Annotated in this window: 19 protein-coding genes; 15 read left to right on the top strand and 4 right to left on the bottom strand. The window is 70.9% G+C overall.

The features are described from left to right. Positions 1 to 72 precede the first annotated feature (72 nt). The 4 genes from NQ706_RS02140 (at position 73) to deoC (ending at position 3,966) form a co-directional block, all read left to right on the top strand. Positions 73 to 1,533, top strand: a complete 1,461-nt coding sequence (locus tag NQ706_RS02140) for a phosphomannomutase/phosphoglucomutase (protein ID WP_038568949.1) — start codon at positions 73 to 75, stop codon at positions 1,531 to 1,533. Then, positions 1,530 to 1,757 (top strand): Trm112 family protein, encoded by a 228-nt coding sequence (locus tag NQ706_RS02135; protein ID WP_006944432.1) that lies wholly within the window; start codon positions 1,530 to 1,532, stop codon positions 1,755 to 1,757. Before NQ706_RS02140 ends, NQ706_RS02135 begins: the two co-directional genes overlap by 4 nt. 116 nt (positions 1,758 to 1,873) lie before the next feature. Beyond that, on the top strand, positions 1,874 to 3,127 hold the full coding sequence (locus NQ706_RS02130; RefSeq protein ID WP_038568947.1) for an SIS domain-containing protein: 1,254 nt from the start codon (positions 1,874 to 1,876) through the stop codon (positions 3,125 to 3,127). 116 nt (positions 3,128 to 3,243) lie between these two features. Next, positions 3,244 to 3,966 carry a deoxyribose-phosphate aldolase gene (gene deoC, locus NQ706_RS02125; protein ID WP_006944421.1) on the top strand — a complete coding sequence of 241 codons (723 nt, stop codon included), beginning with the start codon at positions 3,244 to 3,246 and terminating at the stop codon, positions 3,964 to 3,966. A 104-nt stretch (positions 3,967 to 4,070) separates the two neighbouring features. Here the strand turns inward: deoC and NQ706_RS02120 are convergent, their stop codons facing one another. The 3 genes from NQ706_RS02120 to NQ706_RS02110 are packed head-to-tail and all read right to left on the bottom strand — an operon-like array spanning position 4,071 to position 6,332. Further along, positions 4,071 to 5,648, bottom strand: a complete 1,578-nt coding sequence (locus NQ706_RS02120) for a GAF domain-containing sensor histidine kinase (RefSeq protein WP_038568945.1) — start codon at positions 5,646 to 5,648, stop codon at positions 4,071 to 4,073. After that, positions 5,596 to 6,000, bottom strand: a complete 405-nt coding sequence (locus tag NQ706_RS02115; protein WP_038568943.1) for a hypothetical protein — start codon at positions 5,998 to 6,000, stop codon at positions 5,596 to 5,598. The genes NQ706_RS02120 and NQ706_RS02115 overlap by 53 nt, the downstream gene beginning before the upstream one ends. 20 nt (positions 6,001 to 6,020) lie before the next feature. Beyond that, entirely contained in the window at positions 6,021 to 6,332 is a 312-nt protein-coding gene (locus NQ706_RS02110) for a hypothetical protein (RefSeq protein WP_131941318.1), read from the bottom strand. A gap of 57 nt (positions 6,333 to 6,389) precedes the next feature. Between NQ706_RS02110 and NQ706_RS02105 the strand changes: the two genes are divergently transcribed. Both NQ706_RS02105 and mtr read left to right on the top strand, forming a co-directional pair. Beyond that, positions 6,390 to 7,031: a response regulator transcription factor gene (locus NQ706_RS02105; RefSeq protein WP_038571274.1), complete on the top strand. Its 642-nt coding sequence runs from the start codon at positions 6,390 to 6,392 to the stop codon at positions 7,029 to 7,031. Between the two features lie 111 nt (positions 7,032 to 7,142). After that, a complete protein-coding gene (gene mtr / locus NQ706_RS02100; protein ID WP_038568935.1) occupies positions 7,143 to 8,516 on the top strand; it encodes a mycothione reductase in 1,374 nt (457 codons plus the stop codon). Between the two features lie 111 nt (positions 8,517 to 8,627). Here the strand turns inward: mtr and NQ706_RS02095 are convergent, their stop codons facing one another. After that, positions 8,628 to 9,872 carry a hypothetical protein gene (locus NQ706_RS02095; protein ID WP_051806022.1) on the bottom strand — a complete coding sequence of 415 codons (1,245 nt, stop codon included), beginning with the start codon at positions 9,870 to 9,872 and terminating at the stop codon, positions 8,628 to 8,630. On the opposite strand from NQ706_RS02095, the gene NQ706_RS02090 reads away from it, so the two are divergent. The 9 genes from NQ706_RS02090 to NQ706_RS02050 all read left to right on the top strand — a co-directional run bounded on the left by NQ706_RS02090 (position 9,871) and on the right by NQ706_RS02050 (position 21,295). Beyond that, positions 9,871 to 10,950: a cation diffusion facilitator family transporter gene (locus NQ706_RS02090; protein WP_051806021.1), complete on the top strand. Its 1,080-nt coding sequence runs from the start codon at positions 9,871 to 9,873 to the stop codon at positions 10,948 to 10,950. The genes NQ706_RS02095 and NQ706_RS02090 overlap by 2 nt on opposite strands. 137 nt (positions 10,951 to 11,087) lie before the next feature. Next, positions 11,088 to 12,056 (top strand): DUF808 domain-containing protein, encoded by a 969-nt coding sequence (locus NQ706_RS02085; RefSeq protein WP_006944429.1) that lies wholly within the window; start codon positions 11,088 to 11,090, stop codon positions 12,054 to 12,056. A 158-nt stretch (positions 12,057 to 12,214) separates the two neighbouring features. After that, positions 12,215 to 13,675 (top strand): adenosylhomocysteinase, encoded by a 1,461-nt coding sequence (gene ahcY, locus NQ706_RS02080; RefSeq protein WP_038568933.1) that lies wholly within the window; start codon positions 12,215 to 12,217, stop codon positions 13,673 to 13,675. 727 nt (positions 13,676 to 14,402) lie between these two features. Continuing rightward, a complete protein-coding gene (gene mtrA, locus NQ706_RS02075) occupies positions 14,403 to 15,089 on the top strand; it encodes an MtrAB system response regulator MtrA (protein WP_404360281.1) in 687 nt (228 codons plus the stop codon). Then, a complete protein-coding gene (gene mtrB, locus NQ706_RS02070) occupies positions 15,049 to 16,863 on the top strand; it encodes an MtrAB system histidine kinase MtrB (protein WP_338032952.1) in 1,815 nt (604 codons plus the stop codon). The genes mtrA and mtrB overlap by 41 nt, the downstream gene beginning before the upstream one ends. Then, positions 16,860 to 18,683, top strand: coding sequence for an LpqB family beta-propeller domain-containing protein (locus NQ706_RS02065; protein ID WP_081873695.1), 1,824 nt, complete (start codon positions 16,860 to 16,862; stop codon positions 18,681 to 18,683). The genes mtrB and NQ706_RS02065 overlap by 4 nt, the downstream gene beginning before the upstream one ends. A gap of 219 nt (positions 18,684 to 18,902) precedes the next feature. Continuing rightward, positions 18,903 to 19,688, top strand: coding sequence for a ComF family protein (locus NQ706_RS02060; RefSeq protein ID WP_051806019.1), 786 nt, complete (start codon positions 18,903 to 18,905; stop codon positions 19,686 to 19,688). 223 nt (positions 19,689 to 19,911) lie between these two features. Continuing rightward, positions 19,912 to 20,553 carry a ribosome hibernation-promoting factor, HPF/YfiA family gene (gene hpf, locus NQ706_RS02055; RefSeq protein WP_038568925.1) on the top strand — a complete coding sequence of 214 codons (642 nt, stop codon included), beginning with the start codon at positions 19,912 to 19,914 and terminating at the stop codon, positions 20,551 to 20,553. Positions 20,554 to 20,680: 127 nt separating this feature from the next. Continuing rightward, complete coding sequence (locus NQ706_RS02050; RefSeq protein WP_051806017.1) at positions 20,681 to 21,295, top strand: response regulator transcription factor; 615 nt, start codon at positions 20,681 to 20,683, stop codon at positions 21,293 to 21,295. Positions 21,296 to 21,318: the final 23 nt, after the last annotated feature.

Raw genomic sequence — 21,318 nt, 5'->3', positions numbered from 1 at the left:
ATGACGACGACGCCGACGGGGGCCGGTTCGACAGGCCCTTCGACGGTCGGGAAGGGCCCTCGCGCCGGTAGAGTGAACGTCGTGACTGCACCCGCGCTCAACGACTTCATCAAGGCCTACGACGTGCGTGGCCTCGTGCCCGACCAGCTCTCCCCGCGCGTCGCCCGCGAGCTCGGCGCCGCGTTCGCGCAGGTTGTCGTGCGCCCCGAGGGCGCGAACGCCATCGTCGTCGGGCACGACATGCGCCCGAGTTCTCCAGAGCTGTCGCGCGCGTTCGCCGACGGCGCCGCCGCGTACGGCGTCGACGTCACCCTCATCGGGCTGTGCTCGACTGACGGGCTCTACTTCGCCTCCGGTGCGCTCGATCTGCCGGGCGCGATGTTCACCGCGAGCCACAACCCGGCGCAGTACAACGGCATCAAGCTGTGCCGCGCGGGCGTTCGCCCCGTCTCCCTCGAGACCGGTCTCGCCGAGATCCGCGACCTCGCGCAATGGGCGCTCGATCGAGGTCAGGGTGTGCCGTTCGACGGCCCGGCGGGCAGCGTCACCGAGCGCGAGATGCTGCGCGAGTACGCCGAATTCCTGCGCGGTCTCGTCGACCTGTCGGGCGGACGCCCGCTCAAGGTCGTCGTCGACGCGGGCAACGGCATGGGCGGCCACACCGTCCCGGCCGTGCTCGGCACCGACGCGGGCCTGGCGCAGCTGCCGCTCGACATCGTCCCGCTGTACTTCGAGCTCGACGGCACGTTCCCCAACCACGAGGCCAACCCGCTCGAGCCGGCCAACCTCGTCGACCTGCAGCAGGCCGTCGTCGAGCACGGTGCCGACATCGGCCTCGCCTTCGACGGCGATGCCGACCGCTGCTTCGTCATCGACGAACGCGGCCAGCCCGTCACGCCGTCCGCGGTGACGGCGCTCGTCGCGGAGCGCGAGATCGCGAAGGAGGTCGCGCGGGGGGCCGCAGCGGCCGACGTCAAGGTCGTCGCGAACCTCATCTCGAGCCGCGCCGTCGGCGAGGTCATCGCCGAGAACGGCGCACAGCCGGTGCGCACGCGCGTCGGGCACTCGTTCATCAAGGCGCAGATGGCCGAGCACGACGCCGTCTTCGGTGGCGAGCACAGCGCGCACTACTACTTCCGCGACTTCTGGTTCGCCGACACCGGCATGCTCGCCGCGATGCACGTGCTCGCGGCGCTGGGGGAGCGGGACGCACCGTTGTCGCAGCTCGTCGCCGCGTATGCGCGCTACGAGGCGTCGGGGGAGATCAACTCGACGGTGAGCGACGCCGCCGCGGCCACGGGCCGCGTGCGCACGTGGGTCGCGTCGCAGGGCGAGTTCACCGAGGACGCGCTCGACGGCGTGACGTTCGTCCACGAGGGCGCGGGGGAGAGCGATCCGATGTGGTGGCTCAACCTGCGCGCGTCCAACACCGAGCCGCTGCTGCGCCTCAACGTCGAGGCCGCCGACACCGCCACCATGGAGCGCGTGCGCGACGCCGCGCTCGCCGCCGTCCGCGAAGGAGAAGCTCAGTGAACGACGACAAGAGCCGCCGGCCCCTGACGATCGACCCGTGGCTGCGCGAGATCCTGCGCTGCCCCGTCACCGGCACCGAGCTGGAGGACGCGAGTGACGCCTCGGGCGCGCCCGTCCTCGTCAGCACCGGGGTCGACGCAGAACGCGGCGGGCGCCTGCAGTACCCGATACGCGACGGCATCCCCGTCCTGCTCGCCGACGACGCAAGCGTGCTGCCCGCCTGACGCTCGCGCGCGCGGTCATCGACCGCGCGGCCCGCGAACACGCTCGACGTGAGCAACGACGGCGGCGTCGCCGCGCCCCGAATGTCTGAGACGAACCCCCGAGCCGAGGAGAAGTCATGGCCCATCTCGACGAGAGCTGGCTCGACGACGCCGGCCACCTCGAACGTTGCGACTCACGCGGATCGCTGCGTGCGCTCGCCACGGCGGGCGCGCAGGTGCGTGAGGCCCTGACGCTCGCGCGCGAAGCGGGCATCGACGACGTCGCCGGGTACGAACGACCGCGTTCGGTTCTCGTAGGGGCGCTCGGCGGGTCCGAGCGCGTCGGCGATGTGTTGCAGACTCTCGCGCAGCCGAGTTCGCCGGTGCCCGTCATGACGCGGCGCGACGTGCCGCTGCCCGGTTGGGTCGGGCCGCTCGACCTCGTCATCGCGGTCTCCTTGTCCGGGCGCGCTGAGGGGCCGCTCGCACTCGCTGCGGAGGCGGCACGGCGGGGCGCGTCGCTACTGACGGTCGGTGCCGACGACTCGCCGCTCGCCGACGTCTGTGCCCGCGCTCGCGGCGTGCACATCGGTGTCGGCCGCGGGCGGGTCTCGAGCCGGACCTCGCTGTGGTCGCTGCTCACCCCCGTGCTCATGGGCGCCCGTCGGTTGGGGCTGGTCGACGTCAGCGACGACGACCTGCTCGTCGCCGCCGCGATGCTGGATGCCGAATCGGAGACGCTGCGACCGTCGTCGGAGCACTTCGTCAACCCGGCCAAGCTCGCCGCGCTCCAGCTCGCCGGGACGGTGCCCGTCGCCCTCGCCGACGGCCCTGTCGCGGCGCTCGCGGCGCGTCGGGCCTCGTCGATGTTCGCCCGCACGGCGCGCGTGCCGATGACGTGGGGTGAGCTGCCCGACGACGCGGCCGACCTCGTCGCGACGCTCGACGGCCCGTTCACTGCCGGCGCGGGGGAAGGCGCCGTCTCCGCGCCGGACGACATCTTCGCCGACCCGTTCCTCGACGCCCCGCGCCAACCGAGCCTCGGGTTCCTCACGCTGCACTCGGACGCGACGGGCGGGTCCGGCGCGGGGCGTGATGGAGCCGATGGCTTCTTCGTCAGCGATGCGCCCGGCGGAGCGAGTGGGCTGGGCGGCAACGGCACCGGTGGCGTGGGAGCACTGGCCGGGGTCGCGAGCGGCATCCAGGAGAGCGCTCGCGCGGCGGGAGCTGTCGTCGTCGAGATGCATCCCGACGCCGGCCCGGCCATCGCGCGGGCCGCGCAGCTCATGCACCGCGTCGACTTCACTGCGACGTACCTCGCGCTCGGGCAGGGCCTCGACCCCGCAGTCTCGCGTCACGTCACCGAACTGCGCGACCGGCTCGGCCGCTGACGTCCGAGCGCGCGTGTTCGCCGTCAGACCCATGTGCCCGAGGCGCGACCGACGACGCGGAGCGCGGCCTGCGACGGGCGCGTCCTCCCGTCCCGTCACTGGGTAGGCTGAGTGGCATGAACACCGCTGCTTCGTCCTCGTCAGGCTCCCCGTTCGACCGCGCGCACGTCGCGTCGATCGTCGACCACACCCTGCTCAAGCCGGAGGCGACGCGCGCGGACGTCGACGCCCTCGCCCGTGAGGCCGAGGCGCTCGGCGCGTACTCGATCTGCGTGTCGCCGTCGATGCTCCCCGTGGAGACGAGCGTCAAGGTTGCGACGGTCTGCGGGTTCCCCAGCGGCAAGCACACGAGCGCCGTCAAGGCCGCAGAGGCCGCAGAATCCGTGGCGCGGGGGGCTGACGAGGTCGACATGGTCATCGACGTGGGCGCCGCGAAGGACGGGCGTTTCGACGACGTCGAGGCCGACGTGCGGGCCGTGCGCGAGGCCACCGAGGGCCGCGTGCTCAAGGTCATCATCGAATCCGCAGCACTGAGCGATGACGAGATCGTGGCCGTCTGCCGTGCTGCCGTCGCGGCGGGCGCGGACTTCGTCAAGACGTCCACCGGCTTCCACCCCGCCGGCGGTGCGAGCGAGCACGCCGTCCGCCTCATGCGCCAGACCGTCGGCCCCGACATCGGCGTCAAGGCCAGCGGCGGAATCCGCGACGCTGCCGCCGCCCACGCGATGATCGCGGCCGGTGCCAGCCGTCTCGGCCTCTCGGGTACTCGGGTGGTTCTCGACGGGCTCGACGGCGACGCCACCGGCGCGGACGCCCCACAGGCCGCGGCCGGTTACTGACCCGCCGCGGCCAGTACGTCAGGCGTCACGCCATGCCTGAAGCGCCCGAACTCCGACCGCGCTCGCGCGAAGGGTGACGTCTCGCTGCGGTTGAGCCCAGCCCGTCAGGGCGTCACAGCCGCGCGACGGTTCGGCACGCGCCACACGACGGCCGTGCCGCCACTGCGCCTCGCGCGGATGACGCAGGTGCCGCCGAGTCGCTCGGCCCGCGCGACGAGGTGGGCGATCCCCGAGCGTCGTTCGAGGTGCTCGGGCAGGCCGCGTCCGTCGTCGGTGACCTTGACGAGCACCTCGTCGCCGACGTCGAGCACGACCCGCACGGCGCTCGCGTGCGCGTGCCGCGCCGCGTTGCTCAGTGCCTCACGCATCACGGCGAGCAGGTCGGTGACGAGGGCGTCGTCGAGCGTCCAGTAGGCACCACTGACGCTGACGCTCGGCGCGAATCCGAGGGCGTCCTGCGCCTGCGCGGCGAGCTGGTCGACGGTGTGCGCGAGCGCCAACGCGGCGCCACCGGTGTGCAGGTCGAAGATCGCGCGGCGCACGTCGGTGACGGTCTCGTCGAGGTCGGTGATGACGGCGTCGAGCTTCTCGACGGCGACCTCGTCGTCGATGCGCGGCAGCGCACTCTGCACGCGCATGCCGGCGGCGAAGATGCGTTGGATGACGTGGTCGTGCAGGTCCTGCGCGATGCGGTCGCGATCTTCGAGGATGGCGACGCGTTCGGCCTCGGCGTGCCGGTAGGCGAGCAACGTCGCGACCGAGAGTCGGTCCGCGATCGTCTGCCCGATGGCCTCCATGGGTTCGGGGTCGAGCGAAAGCGTCGGGCGGTCCCAGGCGAACAGCAGCAGCTCCGGGTTCTCGCCGTCACTGGCGAGCGGCACGACCATCGCGCAGCGCATGCGCTCGTCGACGAGGCGCGCCGCGACGTCGTGCGTGAAGAATCGTGCGCGCGGCGCGAGGAGCAGTTCTTCGGCGAGGTCGCCGAGGCGCGCTGCGCTGCGGTGACCCGGCACGTGTTCGACGTGGTTGGCGGTGAGGATCGAGTCGAACCGCGCGACGACCTGCGGCCACGCTTGCGCCGGCGGCAGTTGCGAGAGGAGCTGCGCGGCCTCGGCCGCCGCGCGGTGCCAGCGCTCGCGGGCCCCCGCCTCGGCGAGCGTCCGAGCGTGCGCGATGGCGGACGCCGCGGCCGACGCGAGCGCCTCGAGCACCCGTTCGTCGCGGGCGGAGAACTCCTCGGCGTCGCGCTTGTTCGTCAGGTAGATGTTGCCGTAGACCTGCCCGCGGATGACGACGGGGCAGCCGAGGAACGACGACATCGGCGGGTGGTGCTCGGGAAAGCCGACGCTCGCCTCGTGCGCGGCGATGTCGGGCACGCGCAGCGTGTGCGGGTGGGCGATGATCGCGCCGAGGACGCCCTCGCCGTGGGGGCCGTCGCCGATGAGTGCGGCCGTCTCGGCGTCGATGCCGTGGATGACGACGTCGTCGAAGCGCCCCTCGGCGTTGAGCACGCCGAGCGCCCCGTACTGGGCGCCGGTGAGTTCCGCTGCGGTCTCGACGAATCGGCGCAGCAGTGGTTTGAGCTCGAGATCCTTGCTCAGTTCGATGACGGCGGCCAGCAGAGCCTCGTCAGGCTCGTTCGGCAAGACCGGATCGAAGGAGCGGATCGACGCGGTGACCATGCGCCGATGATAGGCACTCGGCGCTGAACAGAGCCTCCCGCGTCGGCAGGACGACATCGCCGCGCTGCGGTGCATCCGACGTCGAGCGAATGGCGAGCGGGCCGGTGACGCTGATCGACCAGCACGTTCCGTCGATGAGCGCCTCGACCTGCACGGCCGCGATGTCGCGTCGCTGCGCGCCGCGTGTGACGCTCGGGTGGGCCGTCTCGACGACGACGTCGCCACCCGTAACACGCACGCCACAGGGCATGACGAACGGAAGAGCACCCCGCGAGACGCTGACGTGCGCCCGACCGGTCCGTCCCATGGCATCGAGCATCTGCTCCGGTGTCGGTTCGCTCGGTGAGGGCATGCTTCATCCTCACCCGCGCCTCACCGCAGCGCCCGGGGACCTTCGTCCTCACCTGCGCGCCGGTGATGTGGCAGGAACCTCCTGAGCTGACGCGGCGTCAGCGCCGTGTTTTGTGCATGGGCGTCGACATTCGGCTGCGTGACGACGGTGATCGGGACGCGCTCGTGCGGCTGCTGTGCGAGCAGCAGCCGGTGTCGGGGTATCCGGTGCGGTGGCCGCTGCCCGGGCCGGTCGAGGGCTTCATCTTCCGCGATCGTGACGAGATCGCGTGGGTGGCGTGTGACGCCGACGCGGCTGACGGGCTGGAACGAGACCAGGGTCAAGTCCGTCATGCGCCCATCCTGGGGGAGCGCGCGGCGCGAACTCAACGCAGCGGCCACAATGGGGTCATGACTGTGCGCGTGTATCTGCTCGACGACCACGAGATCGTCCGTCGCGGCCTGGCCGAGTTGCTGGCGTCATCGGGGCGCTGCGACGTCGTCGGCGAGAGCGGCAGCGCAGAGGAGGCGACACGGCGCATCCCGGCGGCGCGCCCCGACGTCGCCATCCTCGACGGCCGGCTGCCAGACGGCACGGGCATGGAGGTGTGCCGCGCCGTGCGCAGCGTCGACGAGAACATCCGCTGCCTCATCCTCACCTCCTACGACGATGACGAGGCCCTGCTCGCCGCGATCCTCGCGGGCGCGAGTGGGTACGTCCTCAAGCAGGTGCGCGGCGCCGACCTCATCGACACGATCGAACGCGTCGCGGCGGGGGAGTCGCTGCTCGACACCGCCGACGCCGACGTCATCCGCGCGCGCCTGCGCGGTGACGGTGCCCTCGAGAGCCCCGAACTCGCCGCGCTCACCGAGCAGGAGAAGCGCGTGCTCGACCTCATCACGCAGGGGTACACGAACCGTCAGATCGCGGGGCGCCTGCACCTCGCGGAGAAGACGGTGAAGAACTACGTCACCAGCCTGCTCGCGAAACTCGGCCTCGAATCGCGCACGCAGGCGGCCGTCCTCATGGAGCGCCTGCGCCACCCGCACTGACGCCCATCGTTCGACGCCTCGAGGCTCGGGAGGCTCGCTCGCGCAGAGAGGTCCGTGAGAAGAAATGCCCGGCGTTCCGGGGTTGTCCCCGCCTGCGCCTAGGGTTGGGGCATGGCTCATTTCGACCTCGTCATCATCGGCACCGGCTCGGGCAACTCGCTCGTGACGCCCGACTTCGCCGACAAGCGCGTCGCCGTCATCGAGAAGGGTGTCTTCGGCGGCACCTGCCTCAACGTCGGCTGCATCCCGACGAAGATGTTCGTCCAGGCCGCCGAGGTGGCGCGCAGCGCGCGGGAGGCGTCGCGCCTCGGCGTCGACGCGCACGTCGATCAGGTGCGCTGGGACGACATCCGCGACCGCGTCTTCGGGCGCATCGACGCGATCTCCGCGGGCGGACGCGCGTACCGCGAGCGCGGCAGCGACGACGGCAACACGACCGTGTTCAGCGGCCACGCGCGCTTCACCGGCGACCGCACGCTGCGCGTCGAGGGCTACGACGAGGAGATCAGCGGCGACCAGATCGTCATCGCGACCGGCGCGCGTCCCAACATCCCGCCCGTCGTCACCGACAGCGGCGTGCCCTACGAGACGAGCGACACGATCATGCGCATCGAGAAGTTGCCGCGTTCGCTCGTCATCGCCGGCGCCGGGTACATCGCCCTCGAGTTCGCCCACGTGTTCTCGTCCCTCGGCGTCGAGGTGACGATGCTCGCACGCGGAAAGCGCGTGCTGCGCCACGCCGACGACGACGTCAGCCGCGTCCTCACCCACGCCGCCACCGACCAGTGGGCTCTCGAACGTGATGCGGTCATGGAGTCGATCGAACAGCGCGACGGGACGATCCGCGTGACGCTGAGAGGTGGGCGCGTCATCGAGGGCGAGATGCTCCTCGTCGCCACGGGCCGCATCCCCAACACCGACGACCTCGGCCTCGAGAACACCCGCGTCGAGGTGCGCGACGACGGGCGCATCGTCGTCGACGAGTACGGACGCACGGGCGCTGACGGCGTCTGGTCACTCGGCGACTGCTCCTCGCGCTACCAGCTCAAGCACGTCGCCAACGCCGAGGAGCGCTGCGTCGCGCACAACCTCGTCCACCCCGACGACCTGCGCGCGTTCCCGCACGACGTCGTGCCGGCGGCGGTCTTCACGCACCCGCAGGTCGCCACCGTCGGGCTGACGGAGGACGAGGCGCGCGAGGGCGGGCACGCCATCACGACGAAGGTGCAGAAGTACGGCGACATCGCCTACGGCTGGGCCCTCGAGGACACGACGAGCATCTGCAAGGTCATCGCCGACAAGGCGACGAAGAAGCTGCTCGGCGTGCACCTCGTCGGCCCGGAGGCCTCGATCGTCATCCAGCCTGCAGTCCAGGCGATGTCGTTCGGGCTCACCGCCGACGAGATGGCACGCGGGCAGTACTGGATTCACCCGGCGCTCACCGAGGTGCTCGAGAACGCGCTGCTGGGGCTCGAATTCGACTGAGCCCCAGGATGCGCCCCGAATGAACCCCGGGGTGCGACGGCGAGACTGAGCCCCAGGATGCGCCCCGAATGAACCCCGGGGTGCGACGGCGAGTGAGCCCTGGCAGCGATGTCAGAGCGGCAGCGGCGTCCCGACCCCGGCGCGCTGGGCGGCCTCCTGTACCGCGACGGCCGCGGCAGCGTCCTGCAACCCGATCCCGACCGAGGCGTAGAGCGTCACGCGCGGGCGACGCTCACCGTGGGCGCCTGCGTCGCTGTCGGCGGCGCCGTGGTTGGTGACGCCGTTGTTCGAGGAGTCGTCGTTCCAGACGTGACGTTCTGCGTCATCGTCATCGGCATGTGCGGCGTCGCGCACGAGCACCTCGCCGAGCGTCTCGACGCTGCCGGTCTCGAGCACCCCGGCCATGAGGGCCGCGACGACGCACCCGTTGTCGGCCAGTGCCGTCTCGCGGTCGTCGACGACGACGCGTGCCTGAGCGACGAGGTCGCTCGGCACCTCGGATCGCTCGGCGCTGAACGAGCCCACGGAGATGACGAGGGCGCCGTCACGCACCCAGGTCGCCTCGAGCACGGGCGTCGTCGACGTCGTGCACACCGCGATGACGTCGGCGTCCGCGCACGCCTGCTCGACCGTGTCGACGAGTTCCATGTCGGGTGCGCCCTCGGGCCTCGTCGTATGCCAGCGCGCGACCAACTCGTCGGCACTCGCGCGGTCGCGCGCCGCGAGCCGGATGCGACCCACCGTGTGCTCACCGCCGACGGCGCACAACGCGTGCGCGTGCGCCTCGGCCTGCACGCCGCTCCCGACGATCGCGACATGAACACCGGTGCCGTCCCGGGCACCGACACCTGCGCCGTCGGCCACACGGACGTCGTCGCGCCCGCTCGAGTCAGGGGACCACAACGCCTCCATCGCGACGGCGCTCGCTGCCGCCGTGCGGCGTGTCGTCAGCGTCGTGCCTGCCATGACGCACGTCGGCACACCTGTCGTCGGGTCGAGCACCGTGACGAGCGCGTGCACCGCGGGCAGCCCCGCGTCGACGTTGCCGGCGTGTACCGAACCGAACTTGCTGACGGCCGGTGCGCTCGCCTCGGCCCGCGCGGCGTAGCAGAACGCGACGTCGTCGCCGCGCCCCGGCAGCAGCAGACGTGCGGGCAGCAGCGCCTCTCCGCGTCCGAGCGCGATGAACGCCGCGTGCTGCGAGGCGTGCGCGACGTCTGCCGTGAACGCTGCCCGGACGTCGGATTCGCTGAGGTAGAGCAGAGTCGGCGCGGCGGGTTCTTCGCTGGATCGAGGGGGTGTGACGGCGCCGTCGCGGTTGGCGGCGCGAGAGTCGCCACCTATTCTCGGGGGCATGAGTGACGAGAAGGAAGCCGGATCGGGCGGGCACAGCGGCAACAACACGGCGATCTTCGCCGCGCTGGCCGCCAATCTGGGCATCGCCGTCACGAAGATCATCGCGTGGTTGCTCACCGGCATGAGTTCGATGCTCGCCGAGGGCATCCACTCCGCCGCCGATTCGGGCAACCAGATCCTCCTGCTCATCGGCGGCAAGAAGGCCCAGAAGGACGCGGACGAGGATCACCCGTTCGGTCACGGGCGTGAGCGTTACCTTGCGGGCTTCGTCGTCAGCATCATCGTGTTCTCCCTCGGTGGCCTGTTCTCGCTGTTCGAGGCGTACGAGAAGTTCCATCAGATGCGCGAGCCCGGAGCGAAGCAGCCGTCGACGGACGAGGCCTGGTGGTGGGTGCCGATCGTCGTGCTCGTGCTGGCGATCCTCATGGAAGGCCGTTCCCTCATGACGGCGGCCAAGGAGGCACGCAAGCAGAAGGGCGAACAGAGCTGGGGGCAGTTCCTCAAGTCGGCGAAGAGCCCCGAGTTGCCCGTGCTCCTGTGCGAGGACTCGGCGGCCGTCACCGGTCTCGTCTTCGCCCTCGTCGGCGTCTCGCTCGCCCTCGTCACGCAGAACGGCATCTGGGACGCCGTGGGCGCCGGCCTCATCGGCATCCTGCTCATCCTGGTCGCGATCTTCCTGTTCCGTGAGACGAAGTCCATGCTCCTCGGCGAGGCCGCGACCCCCGAGACGGTGCGCGACATCCGACGTGCCATCGAGTCGGCGGACGGCGTGAACCGCGTCATCCACATGAAGACGAGCCACCTCGGCCCCGAGGAGTTGCTCGTCGCCGTCAAGTTCGCCGTCGACAAGAGCGACACGGGTGAGGAGATCGCCCACGCCATCGACATGGCTGAACAGGCGGCACGTGCCGCGAAGCCCGACATGCAGTTGCTCATGTACCTCGAACCCGACATCGACCTCGGGCGCGTCGGCAGCCGTATCGGGCACCGCTCGTCCGCGGTGCACACCGACCTGCCCGACGAGCGGGTCAACGATGGCGGCTCGACCCAGCACGGTGCGACGCGCATCGAAGGCTGAAGCTCGGAGTGGATAGCTTCCCTCAGCGTATTTCGTGAGCCTCCCAGGTTTCTCTAGGCTGTGCGCATGATGCCCGCCGCTCCGCACCCGAGGCCTGACGCCATGCCGCCGTCGCACCGAAGCGCGCAGGTGCGCTGATGGCGGGCGGACTGTTCGCACTGCTCGACGACGTTGCCGCGCTCGCGCGCATGGCTGCGGCGTCCGTCGACGACGTCGCCGCCGCTGCCGGCAAGGCGAGCACGCAGGCCGTGGGCGTCGTCGTCGACGACACGGCCGTGACGCCGCGCTACGTGCAGGGTCTCGCCGCGGAACGCGAGCTGCCGATCATCGCGAAGATCGCGAAGGGCTCGATCCGCAACAAGCTGCTCATCATCCTGCCCGTCATCCTCGTGCTGTCACAGTTCTTGCCCATCGCGGTGACGATCCTGCTCATCCTCGGTGGCCTCTACCTGTCCTACGAGGGCGCGGAGAAGATCCATCACGCCCTCGCGCACCGCCGCGCCCACCGCGAGGAGACCCCGGCCGAGCACCTGGCCGAGGACGTCGCCACCGAGTCCGTCGACGAGAACAAGGTCATCGCCGAGGCCGTCCGCACCGACCTCATCCTGTCGACCGAGATCATGGTCATCTCGCTGCAGACCGTCGATCACGAACCCTTCCTCACCCGCACCATCGTCCTCATCGTCGTCGCGTTCCTCATCACCGCGCTCGTCTATGGCGTCGTCGCACTGATCGTCAAGATGGACGACGTGGGCCTGCACCTCGTCGAGTCGGGCAAGAACGAGAAGCTCGGCCGTGGACTCGTGGCAGCGATGCCCAAGGTGATGTCGTTCCTGTCGACGCTGGGCGTCGTGGCGATGCTGTGGGTCGGTGGGCACATCCTGCTGGCGAACTCCGCCGAACTGGGCTGGCACGCGCCGTACGACGCCGTCCACCACGTCGAGCACGCCGTGGCCGACGCCACCGGAGCGCTCGGGGGAGTGCTCGCCTGGCTGACGAACACCCTCATCAGCGCCATCGTCGGCGTCCTCGTCGGTCTCGTCCTCGTCGCCCTCGTGACGCCCGCGCTCGCCCGCCGCAGCGGCGAGGTGGCCGCCGCGCACTGAGCGATGCGGCGCCCCCGGCGGCCTGTCAGTGATGGCGGATAGACTGACGAGCACGCGTTCGGCGTGGGTGATGACCCATGCGCGAAGCAGCCCAGAGGGGCGCGCCGGCGACGCCTGATCGAGAACGTCATTCGACAACCGAAGGGAACGACATCCCCATGTCCTTCGACTACAAGATCCGCGACATCAGCCTCGCCGAGGCCGGCCGCCACCAGCTGCGCCTCGCCGAGCACGAGATGCCCGGCCTCATGAGCCTGCGCGAGGAATACGCCGAGTCGCAGCCGCTCGCCGGCGCCAAGATCGCCGGCTCGCTGCACATGACCGTCCAGACGGCCGTCCTGATCGAGACCCTGACGGCGCTCGGCGCCGAGGTCCGCTGGGCGAGCTGCAACATCTACTCGACGGACGACGCCGCGGCCGCCGCCGTCGTCGTCGGCCCCGACGGCACGCCCGAGGACCCGAAGGGCGTCCCCGTGTTCGCCTGGAAGGGCGAGAGCCTCGAGGAGTACTGGGCCTGCACGAACGAGATCCTCACCTGGTCCGGTGACGACGCCCCCAACATGATCCTCGACGACGGCGGCGACGCCACGATGCTCGTGCACAAGGGCACCGAGTGGGAGAAGGCCGGCCAGGTGCCGCCCACCACCGAAGCCGACTCCGAGGAGTTCAGCGTCTTCAAGGCCCTCGTGCGCTCCACGATGGCCGACGACCCGCAGAAGTGGACGAAGGTCGGCGAGCGCATCAAGGGCGTCACCGAGGAGACGACCACCGGCGTGCACCGCCTCTACGAACTCGCGCGCGCGGGAGAACTGCTGTTCCCGGCGATCAACGTCAACGACTCCGTGACGAAGTCGAAGTTCGACAACAAGTACGGCACCCGCCACTCCGTCATCGACGGCCTCAACCGCGCCACCGACGTGCTCATCGGCGGCAAGGTTGCCGTCGTCGCCGGATACGGGGACGTGGGCAAGGGCGTCGCCGCCGCCCTTGCCGGACAGGGCGCCCGCGTCGTCATCACCGAGATCGACCCCATCTGCGCGCTCCAGGCCGCGATGGAAGGCTTCCAGGTGACGACGATGGACAAGGCCTGCGAGTACGGCGACATCTTCGTCACGACGACCGGCAACTTCGACATCATCACCGCCGACCACATGGCACGCATGAAGAACAAGGCCATCGTGTCCAACATCGGCCACTTCGACAACGAGATCGACATGGCCGGCCTCGCCAAGATCCCCGGCATCGAAAAGGTCGAGATCAAGCCGCAGGTCCACGAATGGACGTTCGACAAGGGCGCCGACGACGAACGCTCCATCATCGTGCTGTCCGAAGGCCGCCTCATGAACCTCGGCAACGCCACCGGCCACCCCAGCTTCGTCATGTCCAACTCGTTCGCCAACCAGACGATCGCCCAGATCGAACTGTGGACCAACGGCAACGCCTACACCGACAACGGCAAACCCCTCGTCAAGACGCTCCCCAAGCACCTCGACGAAAAGGTCGCCCGCGCCCACCTCAACGCCCTCGGCGTCGAACTCACCGAACTGCGCAAGGACCAAGCCGAATACATCGGCGTGGACGTTGCCGGCCCGTACAAGCCGGAGCACTACCGCTACTGACCGCGCGCAAGCGCGCGCCAGTCTCGGCGCGTTCCGGATTGATTCTCTCTGGCGCGTCTTGTGGCCGGGCCCTGGCGGGCCCGTCTCACTGTGACACGCGGGCCGTCCACGTTGCGACGCGGTGCTGCCCGCACGATCCGGAACGTGCCGATGCTGGCCGGCTCGCAAGCTCGCCGGTCCAGTCTCGGCGCGTTCCGGCTCCGATCCTGTTCGGCGCGTCTTCCGGCTCGGCCCGGGGGGCCTCGCTCGGTGCGACACGCGGGCCGTCCACGTTGCGACGTGGTACGGCCCGCACGATCCGGAACGTGCCGATGCTGGCCGGCTCGCAAGCTCGCCGGTCCAGTCTCGGCGCGTTCCGGCTCCGATCTTGTTCGGCGCGTCTTCCGGCTCGGCCCGGGGGGCCTCGCTCGGTGCGACACGCAGGCCGTCCACGTTGCGACGCGGTGATGCCCGCGTGGCTGTCGCCGTTTCACCCGTGAGGCGTGCACAACTGCGATTTGCGGTCACATTCGCAATTCCTGTCCACCTTCGAGGTTCTCGTCCACCTGTGCGAATCACGTCCACATTCGGCCAGACAGAACGCACGCGCAGGCAGAGTGGGGACGAACGTCCCGGGGACGGCAGGACGCCTGAAGAGGTCCGGGGAGGGCCCGCAGGCATGTGTGACAATGAGCCGAGGACGGCGCCCCACCGGGCGCACGCGCCGCACGAAGGAAGGGGCCCCCACGTGATGAACCGTGTGCTGATAGTCGACGACGACCCGGCACTCGCCGAGATGCTCGGCATCGTTCTGCGCGGCGAGGGCTACCACGTCACCCACTGCGGCGACGGCACGTCAGCACTCGCCACGTTCCGCGACGCGAAACCCGACCTCGTCCTGCTCGACGTCATGCTGCCCGGCAAGAACGGCGTCGAAGTGTGCCGCGCCATCCGCGCCGAATCCGACGTCCCCATCGTCATGCTGACCGCCCGCACCGACACCCTCGACGTCGTCGCCGGCCTCGACGCCGGCGCCGACGACTACGTCAACAAGCCCTTCAAACCCGCCGAACTCGTCGCCCGCGTCCGCGCCCGCCTGCGCCGCGGCGACGCCGAACCCGAAACCGTCACCATCGGCGACCTGACGATCGACCTCGCCGCCCACTCCGTCACCCGCGACGGCACCCCGATCTCCCTCACTCCCCTCGAGTTCGACCTCCTGCTCGCCCTCGCCCGCAAGCCATGGCAGGTGTTCAGTCGCGAAGTGTTGCTGGAACAGGTCTGGGGTTACCGCCACGCCGCCGACACGCGCCTCGTCAACGTGCACGTCCAGCGCCTGCGCGCCAAGGTCGAGAAGGACCCGGAGAGGCCCGAGATCGTCGTGACCGTGCGAGGTGTGGGATACAAGGCCGGTGCCAGCACACCCGCCACCTGAGGCACCCCGCAGCGTCCTACGACGCGCCTACGACGCGTCCCGCCGCGCAATCAGGCGCCTCGTCACGTTCTGCGTGCGCAGCTGGCGACGCAGCCTGCACGTGCGCGTCATCAGCCTGACGATGCTCATGGGCCTCACCGTCGTCATCGCCGTCGGATCCCTCATGTACCAGGGCATCGCCGACGGGCTCGTGCGCAGCAAGACCGCGTCCGCGCAACAGATCGCGCTGAGCGAGACCGCTGACGTCCAGAGCGCGTTCGACGCGACCGACAAGACCGACATGACGACGCTCTACAACCTCTCGCGTGACTCCGTGCAACGCATCGCGAGCCCGCTCGACGACTCCGCGCGCCTCGTCATCCTCATGCGCGCCAGCGACAACACGCGCCCCGGCATCCCCCTCGTCGCGACGGCCCGTGCGCGCGGCTTCACCCCACCCGCCGACGTGCGCGGCGCCCTCGCCCGCGACCCCGCGCATCAGCAGACGAAGATCATCTCCCTCGACGCGACCGGCCGCCACATCCCCGCCGTCATGGTCGGCTCACGCGTCAGCATCCCCAACGCCGGCGCGTACGACCTGTACCTCATCTTCCCGATGGACAAGGAAGCCGACTCGCTCAGCATCGTGCGCACCTCGTTCGCCGCCGGCGGCCTCGCGCTCATCCTGCTCCTCGGCGCCTGCGCCTACCTCGCGACGCGCCTCGTCGTGACCCCCGTCCGCTCCGCCGCGCACGTCTCCGAGCGCCTCGCCGCCGGCAACCTCGACGAACGCATGCCGGTGCGCGGAGAGGACGACATCGCGCGCCTCGCGACGAGCTTCAACGCCATGGCCTCGAGCCTGCAACGTCAGATCGGCCAGCTCGAGGACCTGTCGCACCTGCAGCAACGCTTCACCTCCGACGTCTCGCACGAACTGCGCACACCGCTGACGACGATCCGCATGGCCGCCGACATGATCCACGACTCACGCGGCGACTTCGCGGCGCACGTCGCGCGTTCTTCCGAACTGCTGTCGAAGGAGCTCGACCGCTTCGAGTCGCTGCTCGCGGACCTGCTGGAGATCAGCCGATTCGACGCCGGCGGCGCCGTGCTGAGCCGCACACCGACGTCGATGCGCCAGCTGTGCGCCGAGGTGAACGACATGCACGCGCAGCTCGCCGACAAGCTCGGCTGCCGCCTCGTGCTCGACGCGCCGAACGACGTCACGATCGACGTCACGATCGACGTCGACCGCCGCCGCGTCGAGCGCATCCTGCGCAACCTCGTCGCCAACGCCATCGAGCACGGCCAGGGCCAGCCCGTCGTCGTGACGTTGCGCGCCAACTCGACTGCCGTCAGCGTCAGCGTCCGCGACTACGGCATCGGACTCAAGGAGGGCGAGGCGGACAAGGTCTTCGACCGGTTCTGGCGCGCCGACCCCGCCCGCGCCCGCACGACGGGCGGCACGGGCCTCGGATTGTCGATCTCTCTCGAGGACGCCCGCCTGCACGACGGTTTTCTCGAGGCGTGGGGCGCACCCGGCGAGGGCTCCTGCTTCCGGTTGACGCTGCCGCGCGTGCAGGGCGTCGCCATCGCCGCGAGTCCGGGCCCGCTGCAGCCCGGCCTCACCGCGAGGACGAAACAGATCTCGAGCGGCACGATGCGCACCTCCGACGGCGGGGCACGCCTGGCGTCGGGCTACCCGGTCGCGATCGATGCGAAGAAGCGCTCGAACTCACTGCCCCAGGTCATCGACGGTGAGGGCGCCGTCGACGCCGGCGAGGCCCCACGATGAGCCCACGACGCAGGCTGCCGCGCGCCTTGGTGGCCGTGGCCGCCGCGGCGAGCGTGTTCGCGACCGCCGGGTGCGTCGGGTTGCCCTCGACGTCGAGCGTCGCGCCGGGCAAGGCCGTCGACGCGAAGGACGACAGCGAACCGCTCGCCGTCGAGCCGCTGACGGCGTCGGCCTACGACGATCCGCGCCAGATCGCGACTGGTTTCCTACGCGCCCAGATGTCCGCGCACGACGACTACCAGGCTGCCCGCACCTTCCTCACCGGCGACGCGAGCCGTCGCTGGAAACCGGGCAGCGCCGTCACGGTCTTCGCGGGCGACAGCGACATCACGGCCACCCGCCCCGACACGACGACGGTGCGTCTCAGCGTCCCCGTCGTCGCGACGATCGACGCCGATGGCCACCTCGTGCGCCAACCGTCGACGACCCGCCGCGACCTGCGCTTCACGGTGGGTTCCACGGCCGGGGGATGGCGCCTCAGCCAGGTGCCCGACGGGCTGGGCGTGTGGATCAGCAGCACGGACGTCGCGCGCCTGTTCAGCCGCGTCAACGTGTACTACCCGGCCGCCTACGGACGCTCGCTCGTACCCGACCCGCGCCTGCTGCCGCGCCAGGGTCTCGCGACGGCGCTCGCGCGCGCGGCGCTCTCCGCCCCACCGCAGTGGCTGCGCCCCGCCATCGCGACGAGCCTGCCGACGGGGACGGCGCTCGCCGTCGACGCCGTGCCCGTGCGCGACGGCGAGGCGGACGTCGCGCTCTCCAGCCGCGCGAGCGCTGCCGACAACCCCGCGCGCGCCGCGCTGTGGGCGTCGGTGACGGCGACCGTCATGCAGGCGCCGGAGGTGCGCTCGGTCTCAGTGCGCGTCGGCGGGGCGCGCCTGGAGACCGACAACCTGCCTGCGCAGGTGAGCGACCCGAGCCAGGTCGGCTACTCGATCACCGCCGACAGCCTCGACGAGGTCATCTCCCGCAGTGGCGCCTACCTCGCCTGGACGCACGCCCAGGCGAACGACTCCGTCTCGGGCACCGACGCCCGCGCGGCGCAGGGACGCCCCGTGCTGCCCGCGGTGCCGGCCGACTGGTCGTTGCTCGCCGCCGGCCAGGGCGGGCGGCAGATCGCGGCGATCTCGAAGGACCGCACGTCGGTACGACGTTGGCTCAACGGCACCGACGTCACCGTCCCCGATCTCGGAAACCAGCTCGTGCGTCCCGCGTTCGACAGCTCCGGATGGTTGTGGGTGGCAGGCCGCACGTCGTCGGCATCACCGTCGTCGCAGGCGTCCAGGTCGAAGAGGACAGGCGACACCTCGAGCGCCGCGCTGTGGGCGCTCGACACGACGTCGACCTCGCCGACGCGAACACCGACAGCCCTCGACGTCCCGTGGCTCGGCGCGTCCTCCGTCACGTCGCTCAGCGTGTCGCCCGAGGGCTCCCGCGTCGCTCTCACCATCCGTGACCGCGACGACGCCCGCGCCGTCGTCGCAGCCGTCGAACGCGACGAGCGCGGTCGACCTGTCTCCCTCGGCCCGGCGCACGACATCGCGCCGGGCGTGCACGACGTCAAGGACGTCGTGTGGGCGGACGGAACGTCACTTGCCGTCCTCGGCACGAGCGACGGTCTCCTGCAACCGACCCTCGTGCCGCTCGACGACGCCCCGGTGCCCCTCGGCGGCGTCACGGGCGCGAGCAGCCTCGTGTCTACTCTCGACGGGCGAAGCGGCCTGTTCGTGCGAACCGACGCGAACACCGTCTTCACGCGCCAGGGCTCCTCGTGGAGCAGTTTCCTCACCCGGGGCGACCTCATCGCCCCGCGATCCTGACACCCGTCTCCGCTTGGGACGCCGTCGTTCGGCGCGCGCCGAACGTGCTCGTCGCTCTGGATGAGGTGGTCGAAAGCGCGCCGGACAGCGTGGGCCGAGACTCCGTCGTCCACAACCGGTGACGGCTGTGGCCCGGGGGAGCGCTGCGGCGCACCCTCGTCCACAGGGGCGAGCGCGTGTCGGTGGTGACGTCGTCGCGCGGGCGGCATCATCGCGGGTGTGCCCCGCCAGTCTCGCGACGTCGGCGCCCGGCTCACGCCGCCGGTCGCGTGGGTGAGGGGCGCGCTGCGTGACGTCGTCGATCTGGCGTGGCCGTCGAACTGTCTCGGCTGCGGCGCATGGGGCCCGAGCTGGTGCGCGACGTGCGACGCCGGTCTGTGCCGTGAAGCGTTCACGGTGCGAGCCCATCACGCCCCCGAACTCGACGTCGCCGTCGCTGCGGCGTTCGACGGGCCGTTGCGCGAGGCCATCACGGCGTTCAAGGATCGTGGACGCAGCGACGGCCTCGACGTCCTCGTGCGCCTCGCGCGCCGCTCGCTCGCTCGCGCACTCACCGACGCCACACTCGAAGATGCCGCGCTGGGCGCGCGGCCATCGGCCGGCGCCGGGCCACTCGTCCTCGTGCCCATTCCGTCCCGGGCCGCGGCCTACCGTGAGCGGGGACGCTTTCCGTTGGGCGAACTGTGCGACGCCGTGTGTCGGGGCACCAGCCTCGTCAGCGGACGGAGCCTGCTGCGGCACCGCGATCGGGGCGTCGCGGATCAGGCGCGGCTGACTCTCGCCGAGCGACGCCGCAACGTCGAAGGGGCCTTCAGGATCGAGCCGCGGACGGCGGAGCGTCTCGTTCGCGCCGGCGCGCGCGTCGTCCTGTTCGACGACGTCGTGACGAGCGGCGCGACGCTCGCCGCGGCGCACGCGACGCTGGAACGAGCGGGCGTGCGGGTCGTCGCCGTCGCGGCGCTCGCGGCGACGCCGCACGAGCCGAACGCCCGCTCGGCAGGCTGACCGCGGGACGATCACACCCCGCCGGCGCCCGCAGCGGGGGCGGCCGGAATCGACCGTTCCCGAACCCTTCCCCGGGCGTCGATGGGGGGTTAGGTTGGAGGACATCGAACAAGCATCCCCGCAGGAGGTGGTGGCGCGCACGAAGCGGCTCCCGACGCCTGCAGCCGGGCTGACGGGGCCGATTTCTCACCGAAGTTTCTCTCGATCCGAGGAGTCGATTTCCATGGAGATCACCGTGACCGGCCGACACGTCGAGGTTCCTGCCCGCCTCGCGCGACACGTCGAGGACAAGCTGGCCAAGGTTCCGCAGCTCGACCCGCGCGTCATGCGCTGCGACGTCGTCATCACGCACGAGCCGAACCCGCGCCGCGCCAAGGAGGCCTACCGCGTCGAGGTGACGTGCCGCTCGAAGCGGTCCGTCGTGCGCGCGGAGGCGTCGGCGGACGAGGAGTACGCGGCCCTCGACCTCGTCATGGGAAAGCTCGGTGAGCGATTGCGCCGCCAGCACGACCGTCGTCGTATCCAGCGCGGCCAGCACCGCACGATGTCCGTCGCGGAGGCGACGGCGGATCTGCCGGTGCTCGAGATCATGCCCGACACGCGCGACGACGCGCCGGAGGCCGCCCAGCTCGGTGAGGATCCGGACTGCCCGGTGCAGCTGCGCGAGAAGGTGCACGCGAGCGCGCCCATGGACGTCGACGAGGCCCTGCGCGAGATGGAACTCGTCGGCCACGACTTCTACCTCTACCAGGACAAGAGCAGCGGTCGTCCGAGCCTCGTCTACCGCCGCCGTGGGTGGAGCTATGGAGTGATCCACCTCGACGTCGTCGACGAAGCACCGGACACGCTGGAGGAGACAGCCTGAGCAGCGCGCCCGATGACGCCGGGCTGCGGGTGCGTCACGGACCGCCCGCCGCCCGGCGAACGCGCCCTGACGCCTCCATGGGGTCGGGTTCGTGCACGCGAGCGCTCTCGTCCAACAGGCTCGAACGATGAACGTCGCCGGCGCGCCGCGCGACCTTCTCAGGGGTCGCCGACCTGATGCCGGCGTCATCACCGGCGGCCAGGTGCCGTGGCGGTGGTGTGCGCCGCGCAGCGCCGCGGAGCTGCTCGCGCAGCTCGAACACGCCACCCCCGAGCACCTGCTCGTCGTCACCGATGACGACGACATCCTCGCCACCGCCATCCGCTGCGGTGTTCACGGTGTGCTCGCCGAGGTGCCCACGCCACTCGACGAAGCGGCGCTCGCCCGGATGTTGCGTGCCGACGAGCCGTACGTGGCACCCGAGCGAGCGGCTCAGGTGTGGGCGGTGGCATGCGCCCTCGCCCGGGCGCCCCACCCGACGTATGCCCTGTCCGCGCGCGAACGCGAGGTGCTCGACCTTGTGGCTCGTGGCCGCTCGAACCGCAGCATCGCCGCGACGCTCTTCCTGTCGGAGAACACCGTGCGCAACCACCTTGCCCGGATCTATCGCACGCTCGGGGTGTCCTCGCGCGCCGAGGCGCGCGCGCTGCTGCGTCAGGCGCCGGGGGAACAGGCAACCGCAGACGCACCCGACCCAGCGGACTCTGACGGGGCGGCGCCGCCGCTCACCCATTACTCTTAGGGGAACTGTGCCCGCGCGTCGGG

This window comes from Dermacoccus sp. BD5 (genome assembly GCF_044878485.1).
Classification (GTDB): Bacteria; Actinomycetota; Actinomycetes; order Actinomycetales; family Dermatophilaceae; genus Dermacoccus; species Dermacoccus nishinomiyaensis.
The sequence above is the reverse complement of the archived record's forward strand: the minus strand, read 5'-3'. Positions and strand labels throughout refer to the sequence as shown.